At 51.9% G+C, this 23,147-nt stretch carries 19 protein-coding genes and 1 pseudogene; 12 read left to right on the top strand and 8 right to left on the bottom strand.

Features of this window, described 5'->3' with window-relative positions; translation table 11 throughout:
- Positions 1–9: 9 nt before the first annotated feature.
- Genes SH449x_RS18840 through SH449x_RS18820 form a run of 5 tightly spaced genes read right to left on the bottom strand, consistent with a single transcriptional unit; the run spans position 10 to position 7,845 of the window.
- A complete protein-coding gene (locus tag SH449x_RS18840; protein WP_482377622.1) occupies positions 10–3,450 on the bottom strand; it encodes an efflux RND transporter permease subunit in 3,441 nt (1,146 codons plus the stop codon).
- A gap of 6 nt (positions 3,451–3,456) precedes the next feature.
- Positions 3,457–5,709 (bottom strand): efflux RND transporter periplasmic adaptor subunit, encoded by a 2,253-nt coding sequence (locus SH449x_RS18835; RefSeq protein ID WP_482377621.1) that lies wholly within the window; start codon positions 5,707–5,709, stop codon positions 3,457–3,459.
- A gap of 4 nt (positions 5,710–5,713) precedes the next feature.
- Positions 5,714–6,607, bottom strand: a complete 894-nt coding sequence (locus tag SH449x_RS18830; protein ID WP_482377620.1) for a hypothetical protein — start codon at positions 6,605–6,607, stop codon at positions 5,714–5,716.
- 37 nt (positions 6,608–6,644) lie between these two features.
- Positions 6,645–7,115, bottom strand: coding sequence for a hypothetical protein (locus SH449x_RS18825; RefSeq protein WP_482377619.1), 471 nt, complete (start codon positions 7,113–7,115; stop codon positions 6,645–6,647).
- Positions 7,116–7,161: 46 nt separating this feature from the next.
- Complete coding sequence (locus SH449x_RS18820) at positions 7,162–7,845, bottom strand: class I SAM-dependent methyltransferase (protein WP_482377618.1); 684 nt, start codon at positions 7,843–7,845, stop codon at positions 7,162–7,164.
- A 950-nt stretch (positions 7,846–8,795) separates the two neighbouring features.
- Here SH449x_RS18820 and SH449x_RS18815 point away from each other — a divergent pair.
- Together SH449x_RS18815 and SH449x_RS18810 are read left to right on the top strand one after the other, a co-directional pair.
- Complete coding sequence (locus tag SH449x_RS18815; protein ID WP_482377617.1) at positions 8,796–9,722, top strand: ABC transporter ATP-binding protein; 927 nt, start codon at positions 8,796–8,798, stop codon at positions 9,720–9,722.
- 76 nt (positions 9,723–9,798) lie between these two features.
- On the top strand, positions 9,799–10,431 hold the full coding sequence (locus tag SH449x_RS18810) for a hypothetical protein (RefSeq protein WP_482377616.1): 633 nt from the start codon (positions 9,799–9,801) through the stop codon (positions 10,429–10,431).
- 738 nt (positions 10,432–11,169) lie between these two features.
- Here the strand turns inward: SH449x_RS18810 and SH449x_RS18805 are convergent.
- On the bottom strand, positions 11,170–11,670 hold the full coding sequence (locus SH449x_RS18805; RefSeq protein WP_482377615.1) for a YaiI/YqxD family protein: 501 nt from the start codon (positions 11,668–11,670) through the stop codon (positions 11,170–11,172).
- A gap of 634 nt (positions 11,671–12,304) precedes the next feature.
- Here SH449x_RS18805 and SH449x_RS18800 point away from each other — a divergent pair.
- The 9 genes and pseudogenes from SH449x_RS18800 to SH449x_RS18760 all read left to right on the top strand — a co-directional run bounded on the left by SH449x_RS18800 (position 12,305) and on the right by SH449x_RS18760 (position 18,399).
- Positions 12,305–12,955, top strand: coding sequence for an IS66 family transposase (locus SH449x_RS18800; RefSeq protein ID WP_482377614.1), 651 nt, complete (start codon positions 12,305–12,307; stop codon positions 12,953–12,955).
- 500 nt (positions 12,956–13,455) lie between these two features.
- Entirely contained in the window at positions 13,456–13,677 is a 222-nt protein-coding gene (locus SH449x_RS18795) for a hypothetical protein (protein WP_482377613.1), read from the top strand.
- Complete coding sequence (locus SH449x_RS18790) at positions 13,650–14,645, top strand: PDDEXK nuclease domain-containing protein (RefSeq protein ID WP_482377612.1); 996 nt, start codon at positions 13,650–13,652, stop codon at positions 14,643–14,645. The genes SH449x_RS18795 and SH449x_RS18790 overlap by 28 nt, the downstream gene beginning before the upstream one ends.
- Positions 14,638–14,862, top strand: coding sequence for a virulence RhuM family protein (locus SH449x_RS18785; protein ID WP_482377611.1), 225 nt, complete (start codon positions 14,638–14,640; stop codon positions 14,860–14,862). The genes SH449x_RS18790 and SH449x_RS18785 overlap by 8 nt, the downstream gene beginning before the upstream one ends.
- 27 nt (positions 14,863–14,889) lie before the next feature.
- A pseudogene (gene rhuM, locus SH449x_RS18780) lies at positions 14,890–15,078 on the top strand (RhuM family protein); the annotation flags it as partial.
- Positions 15,079–15,671: 593 nt separating this feature from the next.
- The gene (locus tag SH449x_RS18775; RefSeq protein WP_482377610.1) at positions 15,672–16,934 is read left to right on the top strand and encodes a beta-ketoacyl-[acyl-carrier-protein] synthase family protein; all 1,263 of its coding nucleotides are present in this window, start codon (positions 15,672–15,674) and stop codon (positions 16,932–16,934) included.
- A 56-nt stretch (positions 16,935–16,990) separates the two neighbouring features.
- Positions 16,991–17,251: an acyl carrier protein gene (locus tag SH449x_RS18770; RefSeq protein WP_482377609.1), complete on the top strand. Its 261-nt coding sequence runs from the start codon at positions 16,991–16,993 to the stop codon at positions 17,249–17,251.
- 37 nt (positions 17,252–17,288) lie between these two features.
- On the top strand, positions 17,289–17,756 hold the full coding sequence (locus SH449x_RS18765) for a hypothetical protein (protein ID WP_482377608.1): 468 nt from the start codon (positions 17,289–17,291) through the stop codon (positions 17,754–17,756).
- 22 nt (positions 17,757–17,778) lie between these two features.
- The gene (locus SH449x_RS18760; protein ID WP_482377607.1) at positions 17,779–18,399 is read left to right on the top strand and encodes a hypothetical protein; all 621 of its coding nucleotides are present in this window, start codon (positions 17,779–17,781) and stop codon (positions 18,397–18,399) included.
- Between the two features lie 8 nt (positions 18,400–18,407).
- Here SH449x_RS18760 and SH449x_RS18755 read toward each other — a convergent pair whose 3' ends face one another.
- Positions 18,408–19,505, bottom strand: coding sequence for a glycosyltransferase family 9 protein (locus tag SH449x_RS18755; RefSeq protein ID WP_482377606.1), 1,098 nt, complete (start codon positions 19,503–19,505; stop codon positions 18,408–18,410).
- 124 nt (positions 19,506–19,629) lie between these two features.
- On the opposite strand from SH449x_RS18755, the gene SH449x_RS18750 reads away from it, so the two are divergent.
- Positions 19,630–21,018 (top strand): S1C family serine protease, encoded by a 1,389-nt coding sequence (locus tag SH449x_RS18750; RefSeq protein ID WP_482377605.1) that lies wholly within the window; start codon positions 19,630–19,632, stop codon positions 21,016–21,018.
- Between the two features lie 274 nt (positions 21,019–21,292).
- On the opposite strand, the gene SH449x_RS18745 is transcribed toward SH449x_RS18750, so the two are convergent.
- A complete protein-coding gene (locus SH449x_RS18745) occupies positions 21,293–23,113 on the bottom strand; it encodes a sulfatase family protein (RefSeq protein WP_482377604.1) in 1,821 nt (606 codons plus the stop codon).
- Positions 23,114–23,147 lie beyond the last annotated feature (34 nt).

Raw genomic sequence — 23,147 nt, 5'->3', positions numbered from 1 at the left:
AAATCATATCTATTCGGACGCGGATAGACTTGCGGAAGAGTCAATGGTTGGATCAACCACACCAATCCAGTAAAACAACGCGGGAGTTACGATCTGGTCCAGGGCGGTTGAGGCGATCATTCCTCCAAATAACACGACCGACAACGGATAAAGTATCTCCTTGCCCGGCTCACCGTAACCGAACAACAGCGGGATGAGCCCGACAAAGCTGGTCATGGCGGTCATCAAGACCGGAGCGAGCCGCTCGAGACTTCCTCGTATGATCATCTCTTTGCCAAACGGCATTCCCTCTACGTGCATCAAATGATGATAGTGGGAGATCATCATAATACCGTTACGACTTACGATACCGGTCAACGTAATAAAGCCGACCCAATGTGCTAACGATAAATGGGTCTCTTGTATCCATACCAACGGCCAACGAAACCATGGTTGACCAGCAAATGCAGCAGCCTCCGGACGATTCAAAATTAATAAAGCGACAATCGCCCCGAGCGCAGCCAAAGGAACATTAGCGATCACTTGCAATGCATATCGCTGCGATCCCAATGCCTTGATTAGCAGTAAATACACTCCGACCATACTCAATAGAGCAAAGCCCCATAAACGCCACGTCGCCTCCTGCTGGGCTTCGAACTGGCCACTGTAATCGAGATAGTACTCTCCAGGTAATTGACGCAACGATTCTTCTATGGGTTTGAGCGATTGTTTAATTTCCCTGACAACACTCGCAAGATCGCGACCTTGTACATTGCAAAAAACCGCGACACGTCGTTGCACATGCTCACGATTCAATTGGTTGGGACCAGTGGTATCTAATATCTCCGCGACCTGGGAGAGAGCGACCTTGGCACCGGAAGGTGTCTCGAGAATCGTCTCTTCCACCATGCTCGGATCACGCCGCGCCTCTTCGTCATACCAAACCACCAGATCAAAGTACTTGTCTTCCTCGATAACTTGCGAAACGACCCTACCCTTGAATGCCGTTTCCAAAATTTCTGCGACATCGCCCGGCGCTAAACCATACCGAGATGCCTCCTCACGCTTGACTCGCATCTGCAACTGAGAAATTTCAATCTGGGGCTCGATCTGCAAGTCGACGATTCCCTCGATCTGTTGCATTCGCTCTTGAACGTCGTAAGCCGCGGTCCGCAACTCTCGCAGATCCGTACCGAATACCTTGACCGCAATCTGAGCACGTATGCCCGACATCATGTGATCCAACCGATGCGAGATGGGCTGGCCGATGTTGACTGCCGCTCCTGGGATGCTCGATATGCGATCTCGCAAGTCGGCAATAATCTCTTCTTGCGGACGCCCTTGGTACTCGAACGTCGATAGATGCACGATCGGAATCGCTCGTAAAACTTTGTGGTACCAACCCTGTCTCTCGGTTTTGTAACTGGCGAATCGTGTTTCGAACTCGGTGTTATTGACCCCTTCTGCATGCTCATCCAATTCCGCACGCCCCGTTCTGCGTGCCACCGAGAGGACCTCGGGCACCTCGAGCAGTATCTCCTCGACGCGACTCGCAACACGCTGACTCTCTGCCAGCGAAGTTCCCGGCTCAAGTCGCAGATTGATCGTTGCCGTCCCCTCATTAAACGGGGGCAGGAACTCGCCGCCCATCCAAGGCAACGTAGAACAACTCAGTATAACCAAGACGCTTACACCAGCTAATACCATTTTCGGCCGTTCCAACGTCCAACGCAGCAATCGCTCGTCCCCGTATTTGAGCCACCGCATGATGAGCGGTTCTCGTTTGTTTGCCAAAAAGGGAGCTCGCGGCAGCAGAAAACTGGCCAGCACCGGGGTAAAAGTCAACGCCACGACGAGTGAACAGAGTAACGCCACGATATAGGCGACTCCGAGAGGTGCAAATAAACGCCCCTCGATTCCCGACATCATAAAGAGGGGCAAAACAACCAGCACGACGATCAATGTAGCATAGACGATCGAGTTTCGAATCTCGCTGGATGCGGAAAAGATGACATCGAGAGCTGGCTTTTGGTCTGCACTCGGTAACTGTTTGTTCTCGCGCAGTCGCCGGTAAATGTTCTCAACATCGACAATGGAATCGTCAACCAAATCGCCAATCGCTACCGCAATCCCACCGAGCGTCATGGTATTGATTGTGATGCCGAACATGTAAAAAACGATGACCGTCAAAAGAATCGACAGAGGCATCGAGGACAACGAACTGATGCTGGTCCGAAAGTTCCCCATCAAAAGAAATAGTATGATAATGACCCACACGGCACCATCCCGCACGGCTTCGCTGACGTTGTCGACGGCAGCTTCGATAAAATGGCTCTGGCGAAAGATCTCGGATTCGATCTTTACGTCTTCGGGCAACTCGTATTGCAGGGACTTTAGTACTTCGTTGATTTTGCTATCTAGCTTAATCGTATCCGCATCTGGTTGTTTCTGGATCGTCAGCATGACAGCTCCACCACCTCGCAGCTCGCGATAAGGCTGCGCGTTAGCATGAGCCATGCGACGAGTCCCATCTCTTGAATAGTGAGACCCGTCGTTCATGTGATGGTATTCCTCTGCGTTTCGTACAGCGAAATTCACATCGGGTTCCACTTTGACGATCGCAGAGGCGTCCCCTCGTTTCACGGGTCCTCCCAACTTTACATCCGCCACGTCTCGGATCCGAATCGGTACGGAATCTCGCCAAACGATTGGGGTCGCAGCGACCTCATCGAGCGTTAGCGATTGACCTTGGATTCGCAAAAGGGACTCTCGGGCTCCGCGATTCATTACCCCGCCACCGGCTAGCACATTGGCTTTTGTAGTGGCCTCAGTCAGTTCCGCCAAGGTAATATTGCGAGCCGCCAATCGAGAAGGGGAGGTCAGTACCTGATACTGTTTGAGGATGCCTCCCATCACGGATACTTGCGAGACCCCTTCGACCGCCAGCAAACGATTGCGAACCGTAAATTCTCCCAGTGTTCGCAACTCCATCGCTTTCGCGTCTGCTTCCGCCTGGTTCTTCGGCTTGATATCGCTACGCAGTGCGAGCAACATAATCTCCCCCATGATAGAGGAGATGGGAGCTAACGTAGGATTTGTACCAGGTGGAAGTTTCGATTGCGCCAGTTGCAACTTTTCATTGACGATCTGTCGGTCGATGAAAATGTCGGTCCCCCAATCGAACTCGACCCAAATAATCGACAGGCCGATAGCGGATGACGAACGGACTCGTTTCACCCCAGTCGCACCATTCAGCAGGAGCTCAATCGGCCGAGTAACGAGCACCTCGACTTCCTCAGGAGCGAGCCCGGGCGCCTCGGTCATGATCGTCACTGTTGGTCGATTCAGGTCCGGGAACACATCGACTGGCATGGTGCGCAGCAGCGCAGCCCCGAACAAGACTACAAGAAGCGATGCAATGGCAACAACAGGCCGGTTTTGCAACGAAAAACGAATGATATTGTCAAACAAGGTCGGTTACCTCAAGGATGCAAAAGCGGTTTGCAGCTCGCGACCACCTGTTGTTACAACAAGTTCATCGACAGCAATTCCGTGTAGAATTTCGGTTAACTCGCCATCAGACACTCCCACCGCTACTCGGCGCCGCTCAATGTAGCCATCTTCCTTTTGAACAAAAAGGAAATGATGCAACCCATCTCGTAGCACCGCAGAGACGGGAACGGTTAAGGCTGTTGTGGTTTCTCCCAACCGCAGATCTACGGAGGTCAATGTTCCAGCACGCAATTGAGGAATATTCCCTGACAGAGCATCTGTCTGTTTTGGAGTTAGCCATATGCGTTGGGTCCGTGTCGATTCATTGACAACGGGACTGATGCGAGACAGAACCGCTGGGAAGCTAACCTGCGGGGTTGAGAGCAGGAAGGCTATCCCTCGCGTGTTAGGCGCGAGGCGACCGATATCTCTCGCTGGAACATGCGCCTCGATCCACACTCTGTCGAGATTATGAACCTCAACGAGCGGTTGATTTGCCGCGACGGTTTCTCCGAGTGTTACAGTGGAGGAAGCAACGCGTCCAGCAATGTTGGATCGGATGGGTAGATGGTTAAGAATCTTTCGTTCGCGAACGATTGAATCGATTTCCGTTTCCCTTAAACCCAACGTGGCGAGCTGTCTTCTCAGGCTTTGAGCCTGAATCTCTAATTGCTCTGCCTGCATGCGAGTTTCCAATACGATACGGATTGCTATCGCATCACCCTGGACCTTCTCCAGCCGTTCGGCTCGTCGTCGAGAGAGATCGGCATCAAGAGAAGTACTTATTAAGTCGAGCTGAAGCTGGTAGAAATCAGGGGACGCGATCTCGATCAAGGTTTCACCCGCTTGGACGATTCGCCCCGGACTCAAGGTGTGAGAATAAACGGTACCGTTGAGTTGGGACGAAAGAACGCCGCGATTTTCAGGAGGCAAGGTTACCAAGGCTGGGAGCTGAAGCGTCGATGTTAAATCCCGAATCAATGCCGGGGCAAACTGAATACCTAGCCGTTGCTGATCGGCCTCAGTAAGTTTCAGAACGCCGAGAAAAAACAAACTCGAGAGTTGATGCCCACCTCGAACTACAACTTGATCGCCCGGATAGATATCACCTTGAAGGAGTTCGATCATAGGTTCAGAAGGTCCAGATTGTTGATCCGCTATTAAAAACCGTTCCCCAACACGAACATTTTTCTTTCGATACTCACCCGAGGTCCGAGTTGATGCCTCCTCGACAAACACGTAACTCTGCAATCCATCGCTATGTAGGGCGCGTTGTGGTATCGCCAGTCTCTCGGTTTGCTCCGAAGTAAAGATGGTCGCATTACCAACCAAGCCTGGAACAATCGCGGGGTGAGAAGTAGACATCCACGCCCAACAAACTTGAGTTTGAGGATCCAAACCCGCATCGATTTGCTCAATGGTTCCTTCGACCTCGGCCTTTGAGTAGGAGAACTCGACGCGAACGCGATTGCCGACTTGGATCTTAGTAATATCCTTTTCTAAGATTTGCAGGCGCACCCAAACTTGATCCGAGTTGACGATCTCGAAAAGATGCTCAAACGCTTCAACAAACATACCTTCCGCTAAATCGGAATGGAGTATTTGTCCTGAGATCGGCGAACGCACTTGATAAAGTAAGTCGCTTAGTTTTTCCGACGAGAATTGGTCGATTGGAATACCCAGCGTCGACGCTCGAATGCGAGCCACCTCGAGTCGATTTTGACTCTGCTCGACCGCATTCTCAATATCGAACAACCGCTGCATCGGTATGGCGCCGGCCTGCGCCGAAGGCTGTGTCATGGTCAACATGCGTTGATTGATCGCCAGATCGCTGGCGGCCGTTAGGTAATCCAGCTTGATCGCCTCCAGTTCACGACTGCTTAACTCTGCGACAACCTGATCTTTTTCCACAAAGTCTCCTGGACGAACCAGCAGTTTGGTGATGCGACCAGGGATCTGCGCGGACCCGAACGCTTTGGATTGCCAAGGAGCTAACGCCTCCGCATAAACATTGAGAGTCGACGCGACCGGCCCCACGACAACTTCCCTTGATTGCAGCCCGATTGTATAGCGAGCTTGAGCCGACAGGGTAACATGTCCTCGTCGCGTATCGACGAGTACCCCCTGGGATGGTAGCGGTTGATGTCCCTCATGAGCATAAGTCGCTGAGGGGACCGCTACTGGGATGATCGTGAGAAAAGCCACGATCATCCCTAGATGACACATCGTTCGAGTCATGGTGCTACTGCTTGATAAAGCTTTCCGGATTGGGAATGGGTTCGTTAGACTCCTTGGCCGACGCGAGGAATTCGTCGATGCACGGTGGACAACAGAACTCATACGGTTTGCCATCGATAATCCAAGTAAACTTTGGATTGGCTTTCGTGCCGGAAATGGGGCAGAGCATATCACCGACCTTAGGCTTCATGTCGTGCGCAGATTTAATCCCTTTGAACTTTTGGGACGCGGTCACATTGCCATTCGCAGCAATATCTGCGGCGGTGTATCGTCCACCTGCTGTAAGATATAACTCCTGTTCCGCACCGTCGGCCACTTTGGTCGGCATTACTGGCTCGTCGTCGTGCCCATCTTGACCCGATACAAATCCAAGCCGAAACCGTTCGCCGTTGATGCGAATATTCGGAATCGTTACATCGAGTTTGCGACCGACGAGATCCGCAGGAAGCCGTCCCACAAAGAGCGATGTCTTTCCCTCGCTATCACCGTCTTGGGGAGAGGGGGTAAAAGCGATCGCTTTGGAATCCGCATCACCCTCCGCTTTGACGAATCCATTGAGTGTTTGGCTTTCGACCTCGATAACGCGACTCTCGTCTTGTCCGAGAGTGTAGAGTCTGATGGATCCTTCGGAATCGACGACTGCCTCAACATGATAGCTGTCTCGACCGAGCGAGACCATGATGCCTCCGTGAGCACCAGGTATGTGCCCGTGCTCCTCGTCCGTATCCATGGTCGCTACGTCGACTGACAACTTGCCCTCCGGTGTCGCTGATTCCGCTGACATCGAATTCGGATTTGCTGTTTGCTTGTCGCTTTCGGGACCGCAACCGGAAACCAGAATGAATGAGAGAGCCGTTGTTGGTAGTACGAACCGGTAAACCAAATTCCGTTTGGTCATGATTAAAACCTCCGTTAGATAACAAGTGATGGATGGATTACTTCTTGAGGGAAGCTTCGTAAAGATCGTCGAGCATCGCCAGAAATTTTGCGGGCGCCGCGGTCATCTTTTTCACGCATGGTGGGCAGCAAACATAAATCGAATGACCATCGACAATTCCAAACTTGGATTCACCGGACACTTCGTTGTCGGTCATTACCAGGCAATGCCCCTGAGCCTTGGCAAAGTTACTGCGAATCTTTTCAAGATACTTCTCTTCGGGCTTCGATTTCAAACAAGCTTCGCAACAGACATACAGGACTTCTTTTGTTTCCTGGTTGGTCATCTTGACCGGTTTTCCGTGATCCGTGAGGGATTCACCCGAGACCGGGCAGATAGCTTGAACAGCAATCCGCAGTCTCTCGCGTCGCTGTTCAGGGGTTTCTTTCTCATTGGACTGTGCGTAACCGAAAGCAGCTACGGCGGAGACGAGTAACAATACAAAAAAGTTTCTTTGAACGATCATCATGGTCTTCCTCGTTAATAGGGAACGAAACAATTTGAAAACATGGGCTCTAGGAGCCTGTAAAGGACGTACGTTGTTGGGTATGACGATAGATGCGAAAATCAGCTGCCCCATATCGCAGCGTCGAGTGCAATGGAAAAGGGGTTTTCGCTATCAGAGCTGGAAACCGGAATTCGTTAAACACAAGAGTTAGATCCCTCGGATTATTGTGCAGCGATTCCTGCACCTGCTCCAGAAAACGCTCCGTGACAAAAGCGTCGAACGGGGAGTACAGGAAGAGGAAGGTTTCGTCATGCCGGAATTGGTAGTCCAAGATGCTTTCGCAATGAACCTCGATATCTTTCGCCTCCGGTCGCTTGGTTTGAAACGCCTTTATGTTTCTAATGGCAATCTCGGACAAGCATGACGATATCTCGATTCCTCGGATTTTTTTGAAGCCGTAAAGAGCCGCCAACAAAAGAATTCTTCCTTTGCCGCATCCAACATCCACGAAGACTTGGTCTCGGTCCGGCTTGAGGCGTTTCATCAGTTGCTGAAAGTACCGCGATCGCGTCGGTTTGTACTTTTCCGCGTGCTGCTTGTCTATCGGAGAGATGTCCAGGTCTTGCACCTGCAACTCTTCACGCGTCTCCAGTCGAAATCGATAATCAAAGTAACAGTCTTCAATTACGCTAAGACAGCTCTGCATGGTTTGGCGTGGGGAAATCAATCGTCGTATAACTCTATTCATCATTCATTGCACACTCTTTTTCATGGATCTTTACAAGACAAATTCGATAGGGTCTTGAGTGGCGACGTTGTGAGCCGGAGAAAGATCTTCCTGACAGACAGGACAGATCAACTACCAGCGCAGACGATGCCATCAACGCCTACGGACAATTTCTCAAACTAGGAAACTAGCCTGGGAAACGAAGAGTGTGGGCGGATCAATTCCGCCAGATGCAAGCAACTGCTTGCCAAGAATGTCCGCCAAGGCGGATCGGAATTTCGTGTTTGCGAGAGATACTGTCGAGACCTCTGCAGAAGCTCGTTCCCAACGCAACCGGTGGATTCAAGAACTGACAGTAAACCCGTGGTGCATGAGGTTCATCCTGAGCGAGAGACTTTAGGGATACCTTCGAGCAATTGCACTCCCGGTCCCCGGATATACTGCAAACGGGATCGCTGTCGCTTTCCTCAGTGGCCTGTTTGCAGGTATTTACAGATGCCGCGCAACGCGGGCACTTTGGGGCACTCGTCTCAGTGTCCGTATCCGACTGCGCTCCGTCTGAGGCTTCGGTAGTTGGGGAAGAACATAAACCTGCAACGATAAATCGAGACAGGCAGCAACACGAAATCCCACCAAATATCTGGCTATACGCTACTGCGAGCAGTAAAACGATTTGGAAGGGAAATGAATGCATAGTTGCGACAATTGAAGGTCGAATCAGGCGAACGGCGATAGCATTAGCCCTGCGTTTTGCTCTCGAGCAACAACCCAAGACACGTCATACCTGCACTCATAGTATCTAGAAATATGCTCGGGTGGAACTGCCCAAGCCTCGATTCAGTTCAAAATTTCCAACGAATGGGGTGAACCTAAACTTGAGGCCACAATTACGAATCGAATGGATCTCAATGTCTCGTTTACTTTGCTATACTTTGCCGAGGGCTAGCTAACCATCCGGAGAAGTGCATCGGAATATGATTGAATTAAACGAGTTCGGGAAAGACTACGGTGACTTCACCGCGGTAGATTCGATCACCATGAAAATCGAAGCAGGTGAGCTGTTTGGCTTCATTGGCCCCAACGGAGCGGGCAAGAGCACGTCGATACGTTTCTTGGCGACTCTTCTCAAATCCACGCGAGGGGATGGCTCCGTCAATGGCTTTAGCGTGAACAAAAACCCCATGGATGTTCGTCGCAGCATAGGTTACATGCCCGATGACTTTGGGGTCTACGACGGCATGAAGGTTTGGGAGTTTTTGGACTTCTTTGCCGTAGCCTACAAGATCGGTAGAACGCAGCGCAAACAGGTGATCGGCGACGTGCTCGAGCTGCTCGATCTTACTCACAAACGAGATGACTACGTTAACGGCTTATCCCGAGGCATGAAGCAGCGACTTTGTCTGGCAAAAACCCTCGTGCATGATCCACCGGTTCTCATTCTGGACGAACCAACCAGCGGACTGGACCCGCGTGCTCGAATCGACGTCAAGGCTTTGCTCAAAGAACTCAAGCGGATGGGAAAGACCATTCTCATCAGCAGTCACATTCTAAGCGAGCTGGCGGATTGCTGTTCATCGATCGGCATTATCGAACGTGGGCAGTTGCTTATGCACGGACCGATCGAGTCGGTTTACAGAAAGATTCGTCGCAATCGAATCGTCGAGGTCCGATTCATCGAGAATCAAGAGTTGGGTCTTTCGATCCTAAGAAGCGATCCGACCATGCGAGGAATTGATATCGACGGAGATCGCGCGACGGCTGAGTTTGAAACCGATGACGCAGGCCTGTCAGCATTGATGGAACGACTGGTTCACTCAGGTGTGAAGATGAAATCCTTTCAAGATAAGGACCCGACCTTGGAGGATGTCTTTATGCTTGTTACCAAGGGGTTAGTTGCGTAAAAAAAGCTCGGCTGCAAATCGAAACTTGCAACCGAGCATGAGCAAAGGCCCCAAAGTTAAATGAACCTACTCTTTGGTGCAGCAGGAACTGCCATTGCAGCAGTCGCAAGCGTCGCACTTGCAAGCAGAACAGTTGCACGCATCGCACGTACAGTCTGCTCCACAAGTCTCGCAAGCACATACTTCACAATCGCAAGCCGAGCATGCACACTCGGTGCAATCACAACCAGCTTTCGATGCAACAGGACCGTTTGCAGCAGTCGTGCATGGTGCAGCTGATGGAGTGCAGCACGAGTCTGCAACGCAGCACGCCCCGCTGTGGACTGGCTTAGCAGCTGAGCAGCAAACAGTCATCTCCACGCTTGGTGTAGGGCATTCTGGGCAACCACAATCTGTGCACAAGCACGACTCCGATGGATCACAGCCACCAACGGTAGAGTTCGCTTTCTGGGAGAACCAAGTAGAGGGACATGCACCTAGGAAGCAATTGTTTTTGTTCGCGTCCGTTCTCATTGCCATTGTCGCAACGGTCCCGACCAAAAATGTAGCAACGGTAAGCATTGTTAACTTAAACATAGATAAACCTCAATTTTTGAAATGGTCATTAACTTCGACTGAATTGAAAAATCACGGAATGCACGAAGCGTGCCTAACGGATCAACAGCGAATGACGCATAGCAAGAGGTGCCTACGAAGAGGGGGCGGATGATAGCGATAATCGCTTATCGCAGTATCCATGGGTGGGGCTAGAAACCAAACGACAGGCCCCAGTGATGCGGCCTCCAAATCCAAATCGAACGACGACTCGGTGGGAGGGATCATGGGATCCCAGTCCAAACAAGCGCAGAGGCCATGGTGACAAGGTTCTTCGGCTGGAGCGGGCTCGTCCTGGCAAGGAGTCGACTCTGAGGAGGGCGATTTGGAAACGCAGCAGCTAGCAATCTTGCGAGTATTCTCGGATTTGGATTCACTGCTGGCGGAACCGGGAGGGCAGCATCGGGTACCGCAGCAGGAGTCCCCCGCGCGGCCATCCGCTAACGTTGAAAAGCCGAAAAGTGAAGCAGTAGAGCTAGCGAACCGATTGGTTATGCAACAAAACCCCGGCAGCGAAATCTGAATCAAAATCAGTACAGACACGATTCTTACCATGATCGAATCCTAGGTTGCAAAGTTTCGGGAAACAACCCCAGTTCCCGCAAAAATCGCAAGCCGAACCGTTTTTTCCGCTAGATCGCTCGCTCTGGTAGTGGGCGAGGCAACGAGACCATTTGCATTGGAGACCAGCTGTTCTGTCTGAACCACAAACCCCGACAGATTCGTGCCAGTAGGGCAGGCCTCGTCGCCTCGGCCACTACGGGACGCTCCGCACCTTAGTAGTGGACGAGGCAACGAGGCCATTTGCCCTGGAGCCCCACAGGGTGCCATCAACCTTTTTTGAACTCTCCGGTCAACGATCGCTCTGCTCACTCGAGGGTGATTTCTTAGAGCTTTCCTGAAGTTTCATTGCTTTTGTTAAAATTCGATCGAGGGCTGACGCGAATTGGACGCGATCACGTTGGCTATACGGGCGAGGTCCCGCGGTCTCCATGCCAGCCCCGCGTGCGATATCCATCCAATCTCGCGAAGCAAGCCGGGAACCGATGTTGCGGTCTTCGAAAACCTCTCCACGAGGACTCAACACGAATACTGACTTCTCGACCAGTTGTGCTGCCAGTGGGATATCTGCTGTGAGGACGACATCTCCTGCCGAGGAGTGTTCAACGATGTATTGATCTGCAACATTAGCTCCATCGCGAACGGTAACGCACTGAATGCGACCGCCTGAGGGGGGAACCCAAATGGATTGATTGGCCACGAGAATCACGTTCAGACTCAACCTTTGAGAAGACTTAAAGACCAACTCTTTGGCTTCGCGAGGTGCTGCATCGGCATCAATCCAAATCTTCATCTTGCCCCGATCTTTAAAATCTTCAGAATATGTCAAATAGGCTGGTAGTGGGAGGGCTCACTTTGCTTAGGCAGGCACGGAATCATGGTTTTAGAAGAATATTCTGGTGACACAGTAAATTATTGATGAGCAGCGATTTTTTGGGGCATCGGAGGTTGGGAGGTTCTGCATCTTCGTAGTGGACGAGGCAACGAGGCCATTTGCCCTGGAGACCGCCTGCTCGGACTGTGACATTCTAGGGACACAGCACTTGATCGATTGGCATCTGATAGAATTGCTAGATCTGAAGACAAGCTCTGTCCCCACGCGAGCTTCCCCCCTAAACATGAATATGCTTGCCCAAATCTTGGGTGCTGTCCGCATTTGGGCGGTGCGTCGATCGCCACGGTTGTCCAGCTCGCGAATCATAGCCAGCAGAATCAGGCCGATCGGTTGTGGGAAATCCGTGTACTGGAAGCTGAAAACTCTAGACTGCGCACTGAAGTCGTCCAACTCCAGGATCAATTGGCACAAGCCAAACTCGAACTAAAGCTTGAACGTCAAAACAAATTCGCCACCAATAAACAACAGCAATCGGAATCGCCACCGGTCGCCATCGCTGCGGACCAGAGTAAGCAGGAAGCGAAAAAGCGTGGTGTTGTATCGTCACGAAGTGGGGCGTTGCAGTGGTTGTGGCCAATTTGTCGAGCAAGCAGGCAAAGACGAGATTCTGGGCAGCCGCATTGGGCCGCACCTGCGCAGCAAGGCGATTTATCTACGCAATGTGATTGGCATCAGCTATCGCAAAGTACCGCGAGCGATTGAAGAGTTTTTTGGCATCGCGTTCACGCCTGCTGCGTTGCTTTCTTTTGAGAACGTGCTCGGCGATCGTGCCACGCCCGTAGTCGACGACAACGCCAACAAGCTCAACGAACGAGCGAAAAAAGCCGAGATTGTCTGGCTAAAAACAGAGCTTGAACGCTTGGCGAGTTGCGACGTGAGGCACGAAAAAGCAGTGACTTTGCAAGGTCGCATCCTGCGTCACTTGAGTGAATGGTTGGTGTTCGTGGATGATCCACGCGTTCCCCCAACAAACAACTTAGCCGAACGTGCGCTGCGTCCGTTGGTGGTGCTTCGCAAAACGAGCTTCGGTTCGCGGTCGAAGTCCAGTGCCCAGCGGATGGCGAAGATCATGACGATTGCCGAAACCGCCAAGCGTCACGGTCACAAGCCAAGCGATATCTTTCTGGGACTCTACACTCGCCCGCCTGACAAGGTGATGCGCGAGTTATACGCGAATGCATGAGCCAACGTTGGCCGCATTCGCGTTTCGGGCAAGCGTATTGGCAGTAAGGTATCGCCAATCATGACACGCCGCCTGATGCCTTGTGTGACCGACCAATCTGCGCGATGCGATGAGCCGATCATCGCATGTTTGCCGCTGCGCGGATATCAAAATCAGCCGCGTCGCGAGCCGTTGTCGTAGACCAAGCAGACGCACTTCGCGATGGTCGTGCACAACTCAGCAAGATATCGCCGCGTCGGTCGCACTCATTCGCAAATTCAAGAACTACTATCGGGGAACTAAACTGTTACCTTTTCTTTCCCCTGCGGACTAAACTGTTACATCTTTCGACCCTATAAGGCCTTGGATACAACAATGGGGGACTGACTCAGTAATCTGGTGTAGTTATTTGAAGGTATCCGCTCATTATGGTGCGTTTCATGACTACCCTAGGTCCAGTATGTTGTTGAAAACCCGACAGTGGTGAAGGGTATATGAAAAGTAAGAGCGAAGGGGGAACGATGAAGGATACAAAGTGGGTGAGCCAGCCCTCTGGGGCGGATCTCTTCGAGCGCGTTGCGGCCATTTTGGATCGGGCTCGTGGTAATGTTGTCCGGTCGGTTAATACCAATATGGTCCTGGCTAATTGGCTCATTGGTCGTGAAATCGTCCAAGAGCGCAAGGGGGTGACGAACGAGCAGAGTATGGGAGACAAGTGGTTCAGAACTTGTCCTCCCGATTGACCCAAAGGTACGGAAAGGGCTTCTCTTCGGTGAATCTTTGGCTTTTTAGGCAGTTTTATCAGGCTTTTGGGACACGGGTCGATTTTCTCTACCCAGCAGGTAGAGAATCTGCTGAGGTCGACAAATTCTACCCGGCGGGTAGAGAATTGACCAATAACCTCGTTCACAATCAAGCTGGTGTTGAATTCCCACACAGCTTTTCGCCTCAGCTCTCCTGGTCGCACTATAGAGCGTTGATGCGGGTTCAAGAAACAGAGGCACGAGATTTCTACGAACGTGAAGCCGCTGAATGCGGCTGGACCAAAGCTCAACTCGAACGACAAATTCAATCATCTTACTATCAGAGAATCATAGCTAACCGTGGCAAGGAAGCACTCATTGCAACTGACCGTGAGCGACTACCAGGTGATCCTGCTCCGATTGAAGCGGTTTTGAAGACTCCCTATGTGCTGGAGTTTTTAGGTTTGCCTGATTCTCCAAAGCTTCACGAAAGTGATTTAGAGCAGGCGGTTATCGACAACCTGCAATCGTTCCTTCTAGAACTTGGCAAAGGGTTCTGCTTTGTTGCTCGCCAAAAGCACATTCGCTTTGACGATGATGATTTCTACATCGATCTCGTCTTTTACAACTATCTCCTAAAGTGCTTCCTGTTAATTGATCTGAAAATCGGAAAGCTCACTCACCGTGATATCGGCCAGATGGACGGATACGTGCGTGCATTCGAGGATCGATACAAGGTCCTAGGCGATAATCCCACCATCGGCTTAATCCTATGCTCGGACAAATCCGAGGCGGTAGCTAAGTATTCGATCCTGAGTGAGGCGAAACAAGTATTTGCATCCAAGTATGTGCAATTTCTTCCAACCGAGGAGGAGCTAAAGCTCGAACTCCAGCGGGAACGAAAGCTCATTGAATCAGCATTGGAGGAACGCAGGGAGATGCTTTCTACGGAGGCTGAGAATGAGTAGTTCGCGAGAACAGCCGTCAGAGGGAGAACTGATCTTCTACCAAAATCCAGAGGGCAACGTCCGTGTCGAAGTGCTCTATGAGATGGAGACGTTTTGGCTTAACCAGAAGCGGATCGCAGAGCTTTTCGGGGTCGAGCTACAAACCATAAGTAACCATCTTAAGGAGATTTATGCCTCTGGAGAACTCTCCCAGGACGCAACTCTTCGAAAAATTTGAAGAGTTCAAATGTAGGGAAATCGCGAAGTTAGCAGAGAGATCGAGTTCTATAATCTCGATGCGATAATCTCCGTCGGCTACCGGGTCAACAGCTCCCAAGCGACTTAGTTCCGTATATGGGCAACCCAAACGGTTCGGGAGTTCATCATCAAGGGTTTTGTGCTCGACGATGAACGGCTGAAGCTCAACAAGCGTTTCGGTAGCGGAACATTCTAGGGACACAGCATTTTATTGACGGGCAGTGCCCCTGGCGTTCCGCTTAGAACGCAGATGGGCATCTGATAGGATTTCTGGATCTTAAAGACAAGCTGTGTCCCTAATTGCCCATCTTTCACACCGCTAGAGATGAGAGAAACGCCAGAGGATTGATGATCAACGGTTTATCAGACATCTCTTGCGTTTCTCTAATCTCTCGCGGTGTAATCCTATCAACAGAGTTTTTAAGTGTATTGGTGGGCCCCAGACGGTTTCGTGCCAGGGGGCGGGCCTCGTTGCCTCGGCCACTACGGGAAGGGGGCAGGCCTCGTTGCCTCGGCCACTACGGGAAGGGGGCAGGCCTCGTTGCCTCGGCCACTACGGGAAGGGGGAGCGGGAAGGGGGTAGTTGGCACGCTGGGTAGATGGCGGCTTCGCCGGATTCTGACACTGTCTTTTCAGTAGTCCCTTCCCATATGCTACGGGAGTCCTGGAAAAGCTACTTGAAAAAGGGGGAGAATACGGTTAGGTTCACCCTCAGCCGATTCCTGCCAGGGGGTATCCTGGGAATGTCGTGTTGATTGCGTCGGCTACCACCATCGGAAACGTGTTTGAATGAGCTTCAAGGATCGCACAAGCCAACTGCCCGACGAGCAAAGGGTCGTGATGACTTCCGTCGGGTTAACCTCCCCTAATGGCAATGACCTGGAGTCCTACCGTGAGGCGTTGCTGAACGGTCGGAGCGGCGTGCAAAATTACAACATTCGGTATGTCGGGGATACTTTTGCCGGAGTTTGCCAGTTCGAAGCGACCAAATACCAGAGCAAACGAGACATCCGACGGGGGACGCGGGCTGGAACGGTTGGCATTTGGGGAACAGCCGAAGCTATCAAACGAAGCGGTATCGACTGGGAAAAGGTGGACCGTTCGCGAGTGGGGATCTATATCGGTGTCACCGAGCACGGAAATGTCGAAACCGAGAACGAGATCCACTCGATAAAAGGTTACGATTACGATGTCAGTTTCTGGTCCCACCACCACAATCCTCGGACCGTGGCCAACAATCCGGCCGGGGAAATTGCCCTAAACTTTGGCATAACAGGCCCGCACTATACTATCGGTGCCGCTTGTGCGGCTGGCAATGCTGGGATCATTCAAGGAGTCCAAATGCTGCGACTCGGGGAGTGCGACCTGGCAATTGTCGGAGGGGTTTCCGAGAGCATTCATACGTTTGGTATTTTCGCATCATTTAAGTCCCAAGGAGCACTGGCTAGCCACCCAGATCCGACCAAGGCTTCACGACCCTTTGACGTGGATCGCAATGGGATCGTGGTTTCCGAGGGTTCTTGTATCTACCTGCTCGAGCGTCTTTCTGATGCTAAAGCCCGGGGAGCCAATATTCTGGCAGAGATTGTCTCCTACGCGATCAATACCGATGCGACCGACTTTGTCCTTCCGAATCCTGAGCGACAAGCACAGTGCGTCAAAATGGCGCTCGACCGGGGGGGGCTCAATCCGGAGCAGATTCAGATTGTCAGCACCCATGCGACGGGGACCAGCAGTGGAGATTCCCAAGAAGTTCAGGCTTTACGCACAGTTTTTGGGGGAGTCGACGGGGTCCACTTCAACAACACCAAGAGCTTCATCGGGCACACGATGGGGGCGGCGGGGGCTCTCGAATTGGCTGGAAACCTACCATCGTTCCAAGATGGGGTTTGCCATGCCACCATAAATGTGGACAATCTAGACGAATCTTGCGCCATCCCGGGCTTGGTCATCAACCAACCCAAGGAGTTGGGGCGAGTGGATTATATTCTCAACAACTCCTTTGGAATGTTGGGGATCAATTCGGTTTTGATCGTGCGACGCTTTAGTTAGCACACGAATCGTTTTCGGCATTTACTACATCGATTGAATTAGGAGTATTGGTCTCCATGACACCAGCGGAAATCCGTGATGAAATTCTAGATATCCTGAGCGAGATCTCACCCGACGAGGATCTCACGAATCTAGACGATAGCAAATCCTTCCGTGAGCAACTCGAGCTGGATAGTATGGATTTTCTCGACATCGTAATGGAGCTACGGAAACGACACCGAGTGCAGATTCCCGAGGACGAATACGGTAACTTGGCCAGCATGGCCAGCACAGTAACGTATCTTGAACCCAAGATGCGGGACATCGTCGCGGCTTAGTGTATCCCTCGATTTTGTTTTCCTTCGGAACCCGAATATGAGCTCATCTGAAGCGTCGGTCCTTTCCAAAGTGATTCCTGGCTTTGGCGGTTACGCTTCAGAACAAAAACGTCGTGACGACGATCTGGCGGTTCGGCGTTATCTGGTCGATCGATTACAAGAATCGAAGAAAACGCTTCAGTCCGTTGCGGTGCGGTTGGTGGACAAAGCCGCATTTGGAGCGATTCGGGAGTCCGAGGATCTGAGACAGCAAATCGACAAACTTCAGTCTAGAATGCGAGCGGCTGTCGAGGGGTATTCGTCATGGTTCGAATCGAACCGGGTGGATGAAAAGAAACTCGCTCAGGTTCTCGAGCTAGACGATTCTCTGATCGGGTTTGTCGATAAGTTGGATGCCGATCTAAAGTCTCTTGACCCGGAGAATCCCCATTTTTCGGAGGCTCTAGCAACCATGCAACGCCTTCAGGAACGCTTTAGCCGCCGCGGCGAGATCCTAGCGAAATAACCTGCTATTGGAGAGGGTTTGTATGCGTACTAGCGCTCCCGATGTGGTCCCAAATGCAAATGTTGTTACGCAACAAGCCACCGTTCAAGTGTGGCTGCTCCAGTGTGGAGTTAATGCCAACATCTACCAACTAGAGACGAACCTAAAATCGCTTCGGCGAGGTTCTGAGGTCATCGTTCGAACAGATCGCGGACTGGAGTTGGGAACTGTTCTAAACGCTGCGAACTCGCTTCAGTGCAGCGAATTGTTCAAGGCGACTTATGTGCGTCGCAGCCAACCAGAAGACAGGTTGCTCTGGACGCAATTGCAGAAGCTCAGTCAAACTGCCGGTCAAGCATGTCAGGATTTTCTGGAGCAAACAGGTTCGCGTGACGTTCTTATTGAAGTGGAGCCGCTACTGGACGGCAAAACCATCTTCTTTCATTTTCTCGGAGAGCCAACCGAAAGTACCGAGGCTCAAGTAGAGCAATTAGCAGAAGTGTATCGCAAAAAAGTCGCTAGCTCCGAGTTTGCCAACCGACTGGAGACAGGATGTGGGCCGGGGTGCGGGACCGCCGCGAAGTCGAGCTGCGGCACGTCGTCTGGGTGTTCGTCTTGCTCGTTGAGCAGCGGATGCTCCGTTCGCAAACCCGCGAAAACCTGAGAGGCTTGTCAGGCGGCCACGGTCGGTGGTTGATGCAATCGTCCTTCTTGTAATTGTTTCATCGCAAGCTGTAGGACTCGCTCGGGTTTGATGTCCGACATGCAGCGATTGTGCTTGAGCGGACAAACGCTCTTGATGCAAGGCTGGCATGGAAATCCCGCCGAAACAGCCAGCTCCTGGTTATGATAGGTTCTCGTAAGGGCCTGTGATGTGGAACCATATAGAACAATGGTTCGACGTCCCAGGGCGCTCGACATGTGCCTAATCCCACTGTCAGTTGTAATCACCAAGTCTGCCGATTTAAGCACACCACGAGACAACGCGATCGGTAGTGGGTCAATGTGCCCCATGCTCTGAACCAACGGATGATCCGCCGAGGCAGCAATCTCATTTGCCCCCAAACGATCGTTCGGTCCAGAATGAACGATGACTTGTACGTTTTGATTGGCTAGCTCGTGAGCGACTATGGCACAGTACTCGTTAGACCACAACCGCGACGGGGAGGTAGCCGCGCTGTTATTCAGAACGACGGTCGGGAGCGAAGGATCTAGGCCCAGTTGTTGGTAGCATCTTATGGCAAGTGAATCATCTTCCGAGGTGCCGCCTATTTCCATTCGGAGTTCTCGCGGCTCGCAACCTAGCGGACTCGCCAATTGGGCGTAGTAGTCGACCAGTGGCTTTTCTCGCCAGTTTACGATTCTTGCGGGCTCTGTAGCGGTCGCAGGTAATGATTGCAAAAGTGGAAGCGGATCGGTCAGCAACCAACCTCGCCCATCCCGGGCGAATCCAATTCGTCGTGGCACTCTCGCCAAATATGCGATGATCGCGGAAGAAAGCGAGTTCGGGAACAATACGATTGCATCGGGCTGGTAATCGCGAAGTGCGCGAACCAACTGCCGGCGGCCTAGGGTGCCAGGTGTCCTCGATTGGGGTTTGAATTTCCAGAGTTTTTCGGCGTAGGAGGCCCCATTTAGCAATTCCAGAGGAGCACGGCGGCCAATCAGAGTAAGCTCTGATACGTCGGGATGTTCGTAAATCGCTCGCAGGGTCGGGGTGGCCATGCACGTGTCCCCCACCCAGTTAGGCAAAATCGCTGCAATCTTCATGATCCTAGAAAGGAATAACCGAAGGGGCTCTAAGGTGTCAATCCCAGCCCTAAAAAGTTGCACTTTGCTTGACCATAAGGTTACAATTCAGGGGTTCGGTATTAACCAACAGACGGGAAACCCCATGATCGCTCCAGACACCAATTTCGAAAAGGCTCCCGATGGGTCTCCCGTTGGATCTCCCGGCGGGCCTTTCCCTACAGGAGAGCTGCAAGCCGAGAGCTGTTCCGTAGTCACGTCTTTCGAAGATGCAACAACGGACCAACCTGTGGAATCGGTTAGTTCCATTCGGGCCGAATCCCGAATGCCGACAGCGGTCTCGCTGGTGCTATCTACCATACTCAGTCTGACGGTCGTTTTGGTCCTGCTGGTCGTTCTTCGATTTTTGCTGCCTGCGACTCTCGAGCAATCGCGTTACTCGTGGCATCGCGGCCAGTTGAAAGCCGAGTACGAGACCTCGCGAGAGATTCTGAAGCAGGTTTCCGAGTCCCCGCTATCCGACATTTCGCGGCTATCGCAGACTGTGGCTCGTAGGATGGTCCCCAGTGTTGTGCACATCTCTACGGTTTCCAACGAATGGGAGTTGACTGGCGGCGCCAGCGGACCATCGTCTGGACACGGCAGCGGAGTTATCATCGATTCGTCTGGTTTGATTCTTACCAACAGCCATGTTTTAGACGATGGGCCTACCATTCATGTGCTGTTAGCGGACGAACGCCAGTTTGTTGCGGATCTGTTGGGACGTGACCCGTTAACCGATTTGGCTGTTTTAAAAATCAATGCCTCCGAATTGATGGCAGCAGACTGGGGAGATAGTGACAAGATTGCTGTCGGAGCTCCGGTGTGGGCCGTAGGTAGCCCGTTTGGCTTAACAGGTTCTATCACCTTTGGCATCGTCAGTAGCAAGCACAGGTTGGATCTCACGGGCACCCAATACGGCGATTCGCGGCTACTAAGAAACGGTAAGAAGCGAGGCGCGACGGCTCGGTACAGTGATTTGATGCAAACCGATGTGGCAGTCAATCCTGGCAACAGCGGTGGACCATTGGTCAACGATCGTGGCGAAGTGGTCGGTATTAATACAGCCATCATTGGCGAGTCTTATCGCGGCGTGAGCTTTGCCATTCCCAGCAATGTCGCGAAAAGAATTGCCAACGAGATTATTGCCACTGGCAAAATGCGGCGAGGCTGGCTCGGGGTTTATTTCCGTTCCTCGTTGGATTGGGACCAAGGTTTCGATCGGGTTGTGACCGATCTTGGTGAGATTCAACGCCAAAGATTGGGGGTATTGATTCATCAAGTGCTCGAGAATTCGCCAGCCGCCCATGCTGGCTTGCAATTCGGCGATGTTGTCATCGCTATCGGAGGTGAGCCCGTCAAAAGCGTTGAAGAAGCCATTTTTTGGATCGGCAATCACTCTCCAGGCAATTCCGTCAAGTTCACCATTCTTCGCGATGGCCAGCAAGAAACGATTGACGTAACCATAGGCGAACGACCCGAGGCGCTGGAGTAGGTTGAGGCAAAGCGCGACCAAAAGCTGTTAGCCAATCGGCAGATGAAAAACTGCAGGATTAATGTCGGGCTGATTCGCGCAGCGATACCAATAGCAGCGGAACGGGCGAAAGCCCTCCGGTAGGGTGTCAGCACCCTCACCGCCCGTCAATTTCGCCAGTAATTAGTCTCCTCGCTTTCGGAAAATCCCGCAGGTGCATTCGTGGGACTGTGAAAAGGCCGATGGACGAAGGCAATTCCTGCGGGTTGCTGTTGAATTTCCTCTGCCGATCGCCTTAGTGCTCTTTGCGGCTGATGTAATCTTTTAGTCTGTCCATGTAATCATGATAGACAGGTTCGAGAGTCTCGTCTTTCGAGGGCAGCGACACGACTTCGGGGAACTCGACCTCGAGGTTCGCGAGCGAGTTCAATGCGGCAACCGCGTTGAGCAAACCGTGCGTCTCTAAGTTGGCGATTCGCTTGAGCCCGGCAATGGCGGCCTCTCGTTGCGACTCATTCCCAGCAGAGGCAATAACCTCCTGAGCAACAATCTGCACTGAAGTTTCTGTATCATTCTGTAGTTTACTCGCAGGCGATAGAACGTTCTTGTTCACTGGAATAGCAGGATCCAGAACGGCCGCTAACAGTGACTGTGCCAGCCAGTACCTCAAAACGGGATTCGTGTGTCTAAGCTGATCGTCGTCGAGCGGTTTTGACAAATCAAAGAAGGCCGCATTCACCATTTCGGTCCAATCCCAATCCGGTTCGACTCGCTCCGCTTTCACAATACTCTCTGGGATCACACCGAGGTCCTTGGTGTCGATCATGACGCGTTGTAGCTCCCGGCGAAGCTTCTCCTTCATCGACGCTAGTTGCGGGTCGGCAGCTAAGTTTCGAATGTTGTAGGGATCGCTTTCGAGATCGTACAACTCTTCGATTGGTTTGGGTTCCCAAAAGGCCGATTGCTCAGAGGGCAAACTGCCGCTTCGATACGCTTCACGCCAAACGCGAGTGGTCGGTGTTTGAAACATGTAGTTCAGATAGACACCCTGCGGTCGATAAGGCATGAAGTTGCGTATGTAGAGGTAGCGTTCGTTTCGAATGGCTCTCGACATATCGATGCGTTCATCCATCCGATCACGAAATCCAAAAAGATGAGTGCTAGGGGTGAGTTCTCCGCTACCCAAAAAAGGTGTACCTTGGAGGTAGCTTGGTATCGGTGCATCGGTAAGCTTTAGGATTGTTGGAACTAGGTCCACGAATGAGATAAGGCGATCATTGACACCACCTGCTTCGTAGTCGTCGTTTCGCAGATGCTTGAACGCTTCGGGTATGACTACCAACATGGGTACTTGTAGGCCGCCTTGATAGAGCCAACGTTTGCTTCGGGGCATTCCACTTCCATGATCACCGAAATAGAAGATGATGGTCGAATCCTCGAGATTGTCCTCTCTCAGTTGTTGGAGTATCGCACCGACCTGCGAATCCATAGCCTCAACCTTGTCATAGTACTGAGCCCAATCTTGTCTTATTTCAGGCAAATCTGGGTGATAGGGTGGCAATGGGACTAATGCTGGATCGTGTTTTGGGGTGTGCGGTCGCGTGCGGATTTGGCTTTCATGGGAAATCGTGAAGTTGAAGACCGAGAAAAACGGCTTTCCCTCCGGTCGGTTTCGCCAGTGACCCTTGGTGCTGGAATCATCCCATGGCTTGCCAGCACTTACGAAGTTGTAATCTTCTTTGCTGTTGTTGGAGCAGTAGTAATCATGAGCTCGCAGCAATTCGGGAAGCAGCATGGTCCCATGAGGCCTAGTGGCTCGGCTGCGCATATTAGAGGCCCCCAGGCTGGTTGCATACATGCCGGAGATGATGGTCGTGCGCGCGGGTGCGCATACTGGTGCGTTCGACCAGCAATGTCGAAACCGAATTCCGCGAGCGGCTAAGGCATCGATATTGGGGCTTGTCGCAAACTGGTCGCCGTAACAACCGAGCTCGTTTCCGTTATCCTCTGAAGTAATCCAGAGAATGTTGGGGCGATTTGGTTGGGCGAGACACTCGCCAATGAAGACGATTGCCCCTAGCGTGAGCAGTACCAGAGTTCTAACTGTTCGAAGCATGGCTACAAAATCGAATTGAGAGGATGAAATTTTG

The organism is Brakhagea baltica, from assembly GCF_052161605.1.
Taxonomy (GTDB): domain Bacteria; phylum Planctomycetota; class Planctomycetia; order Pirellulales; family Pirellulaceae; genus JBKCUI01.
The sequence above is the reverse complement of the archived record's forward strand: the minus strand, read 5'-3'. Positions and strand labels throughout refer to the sequence as shown.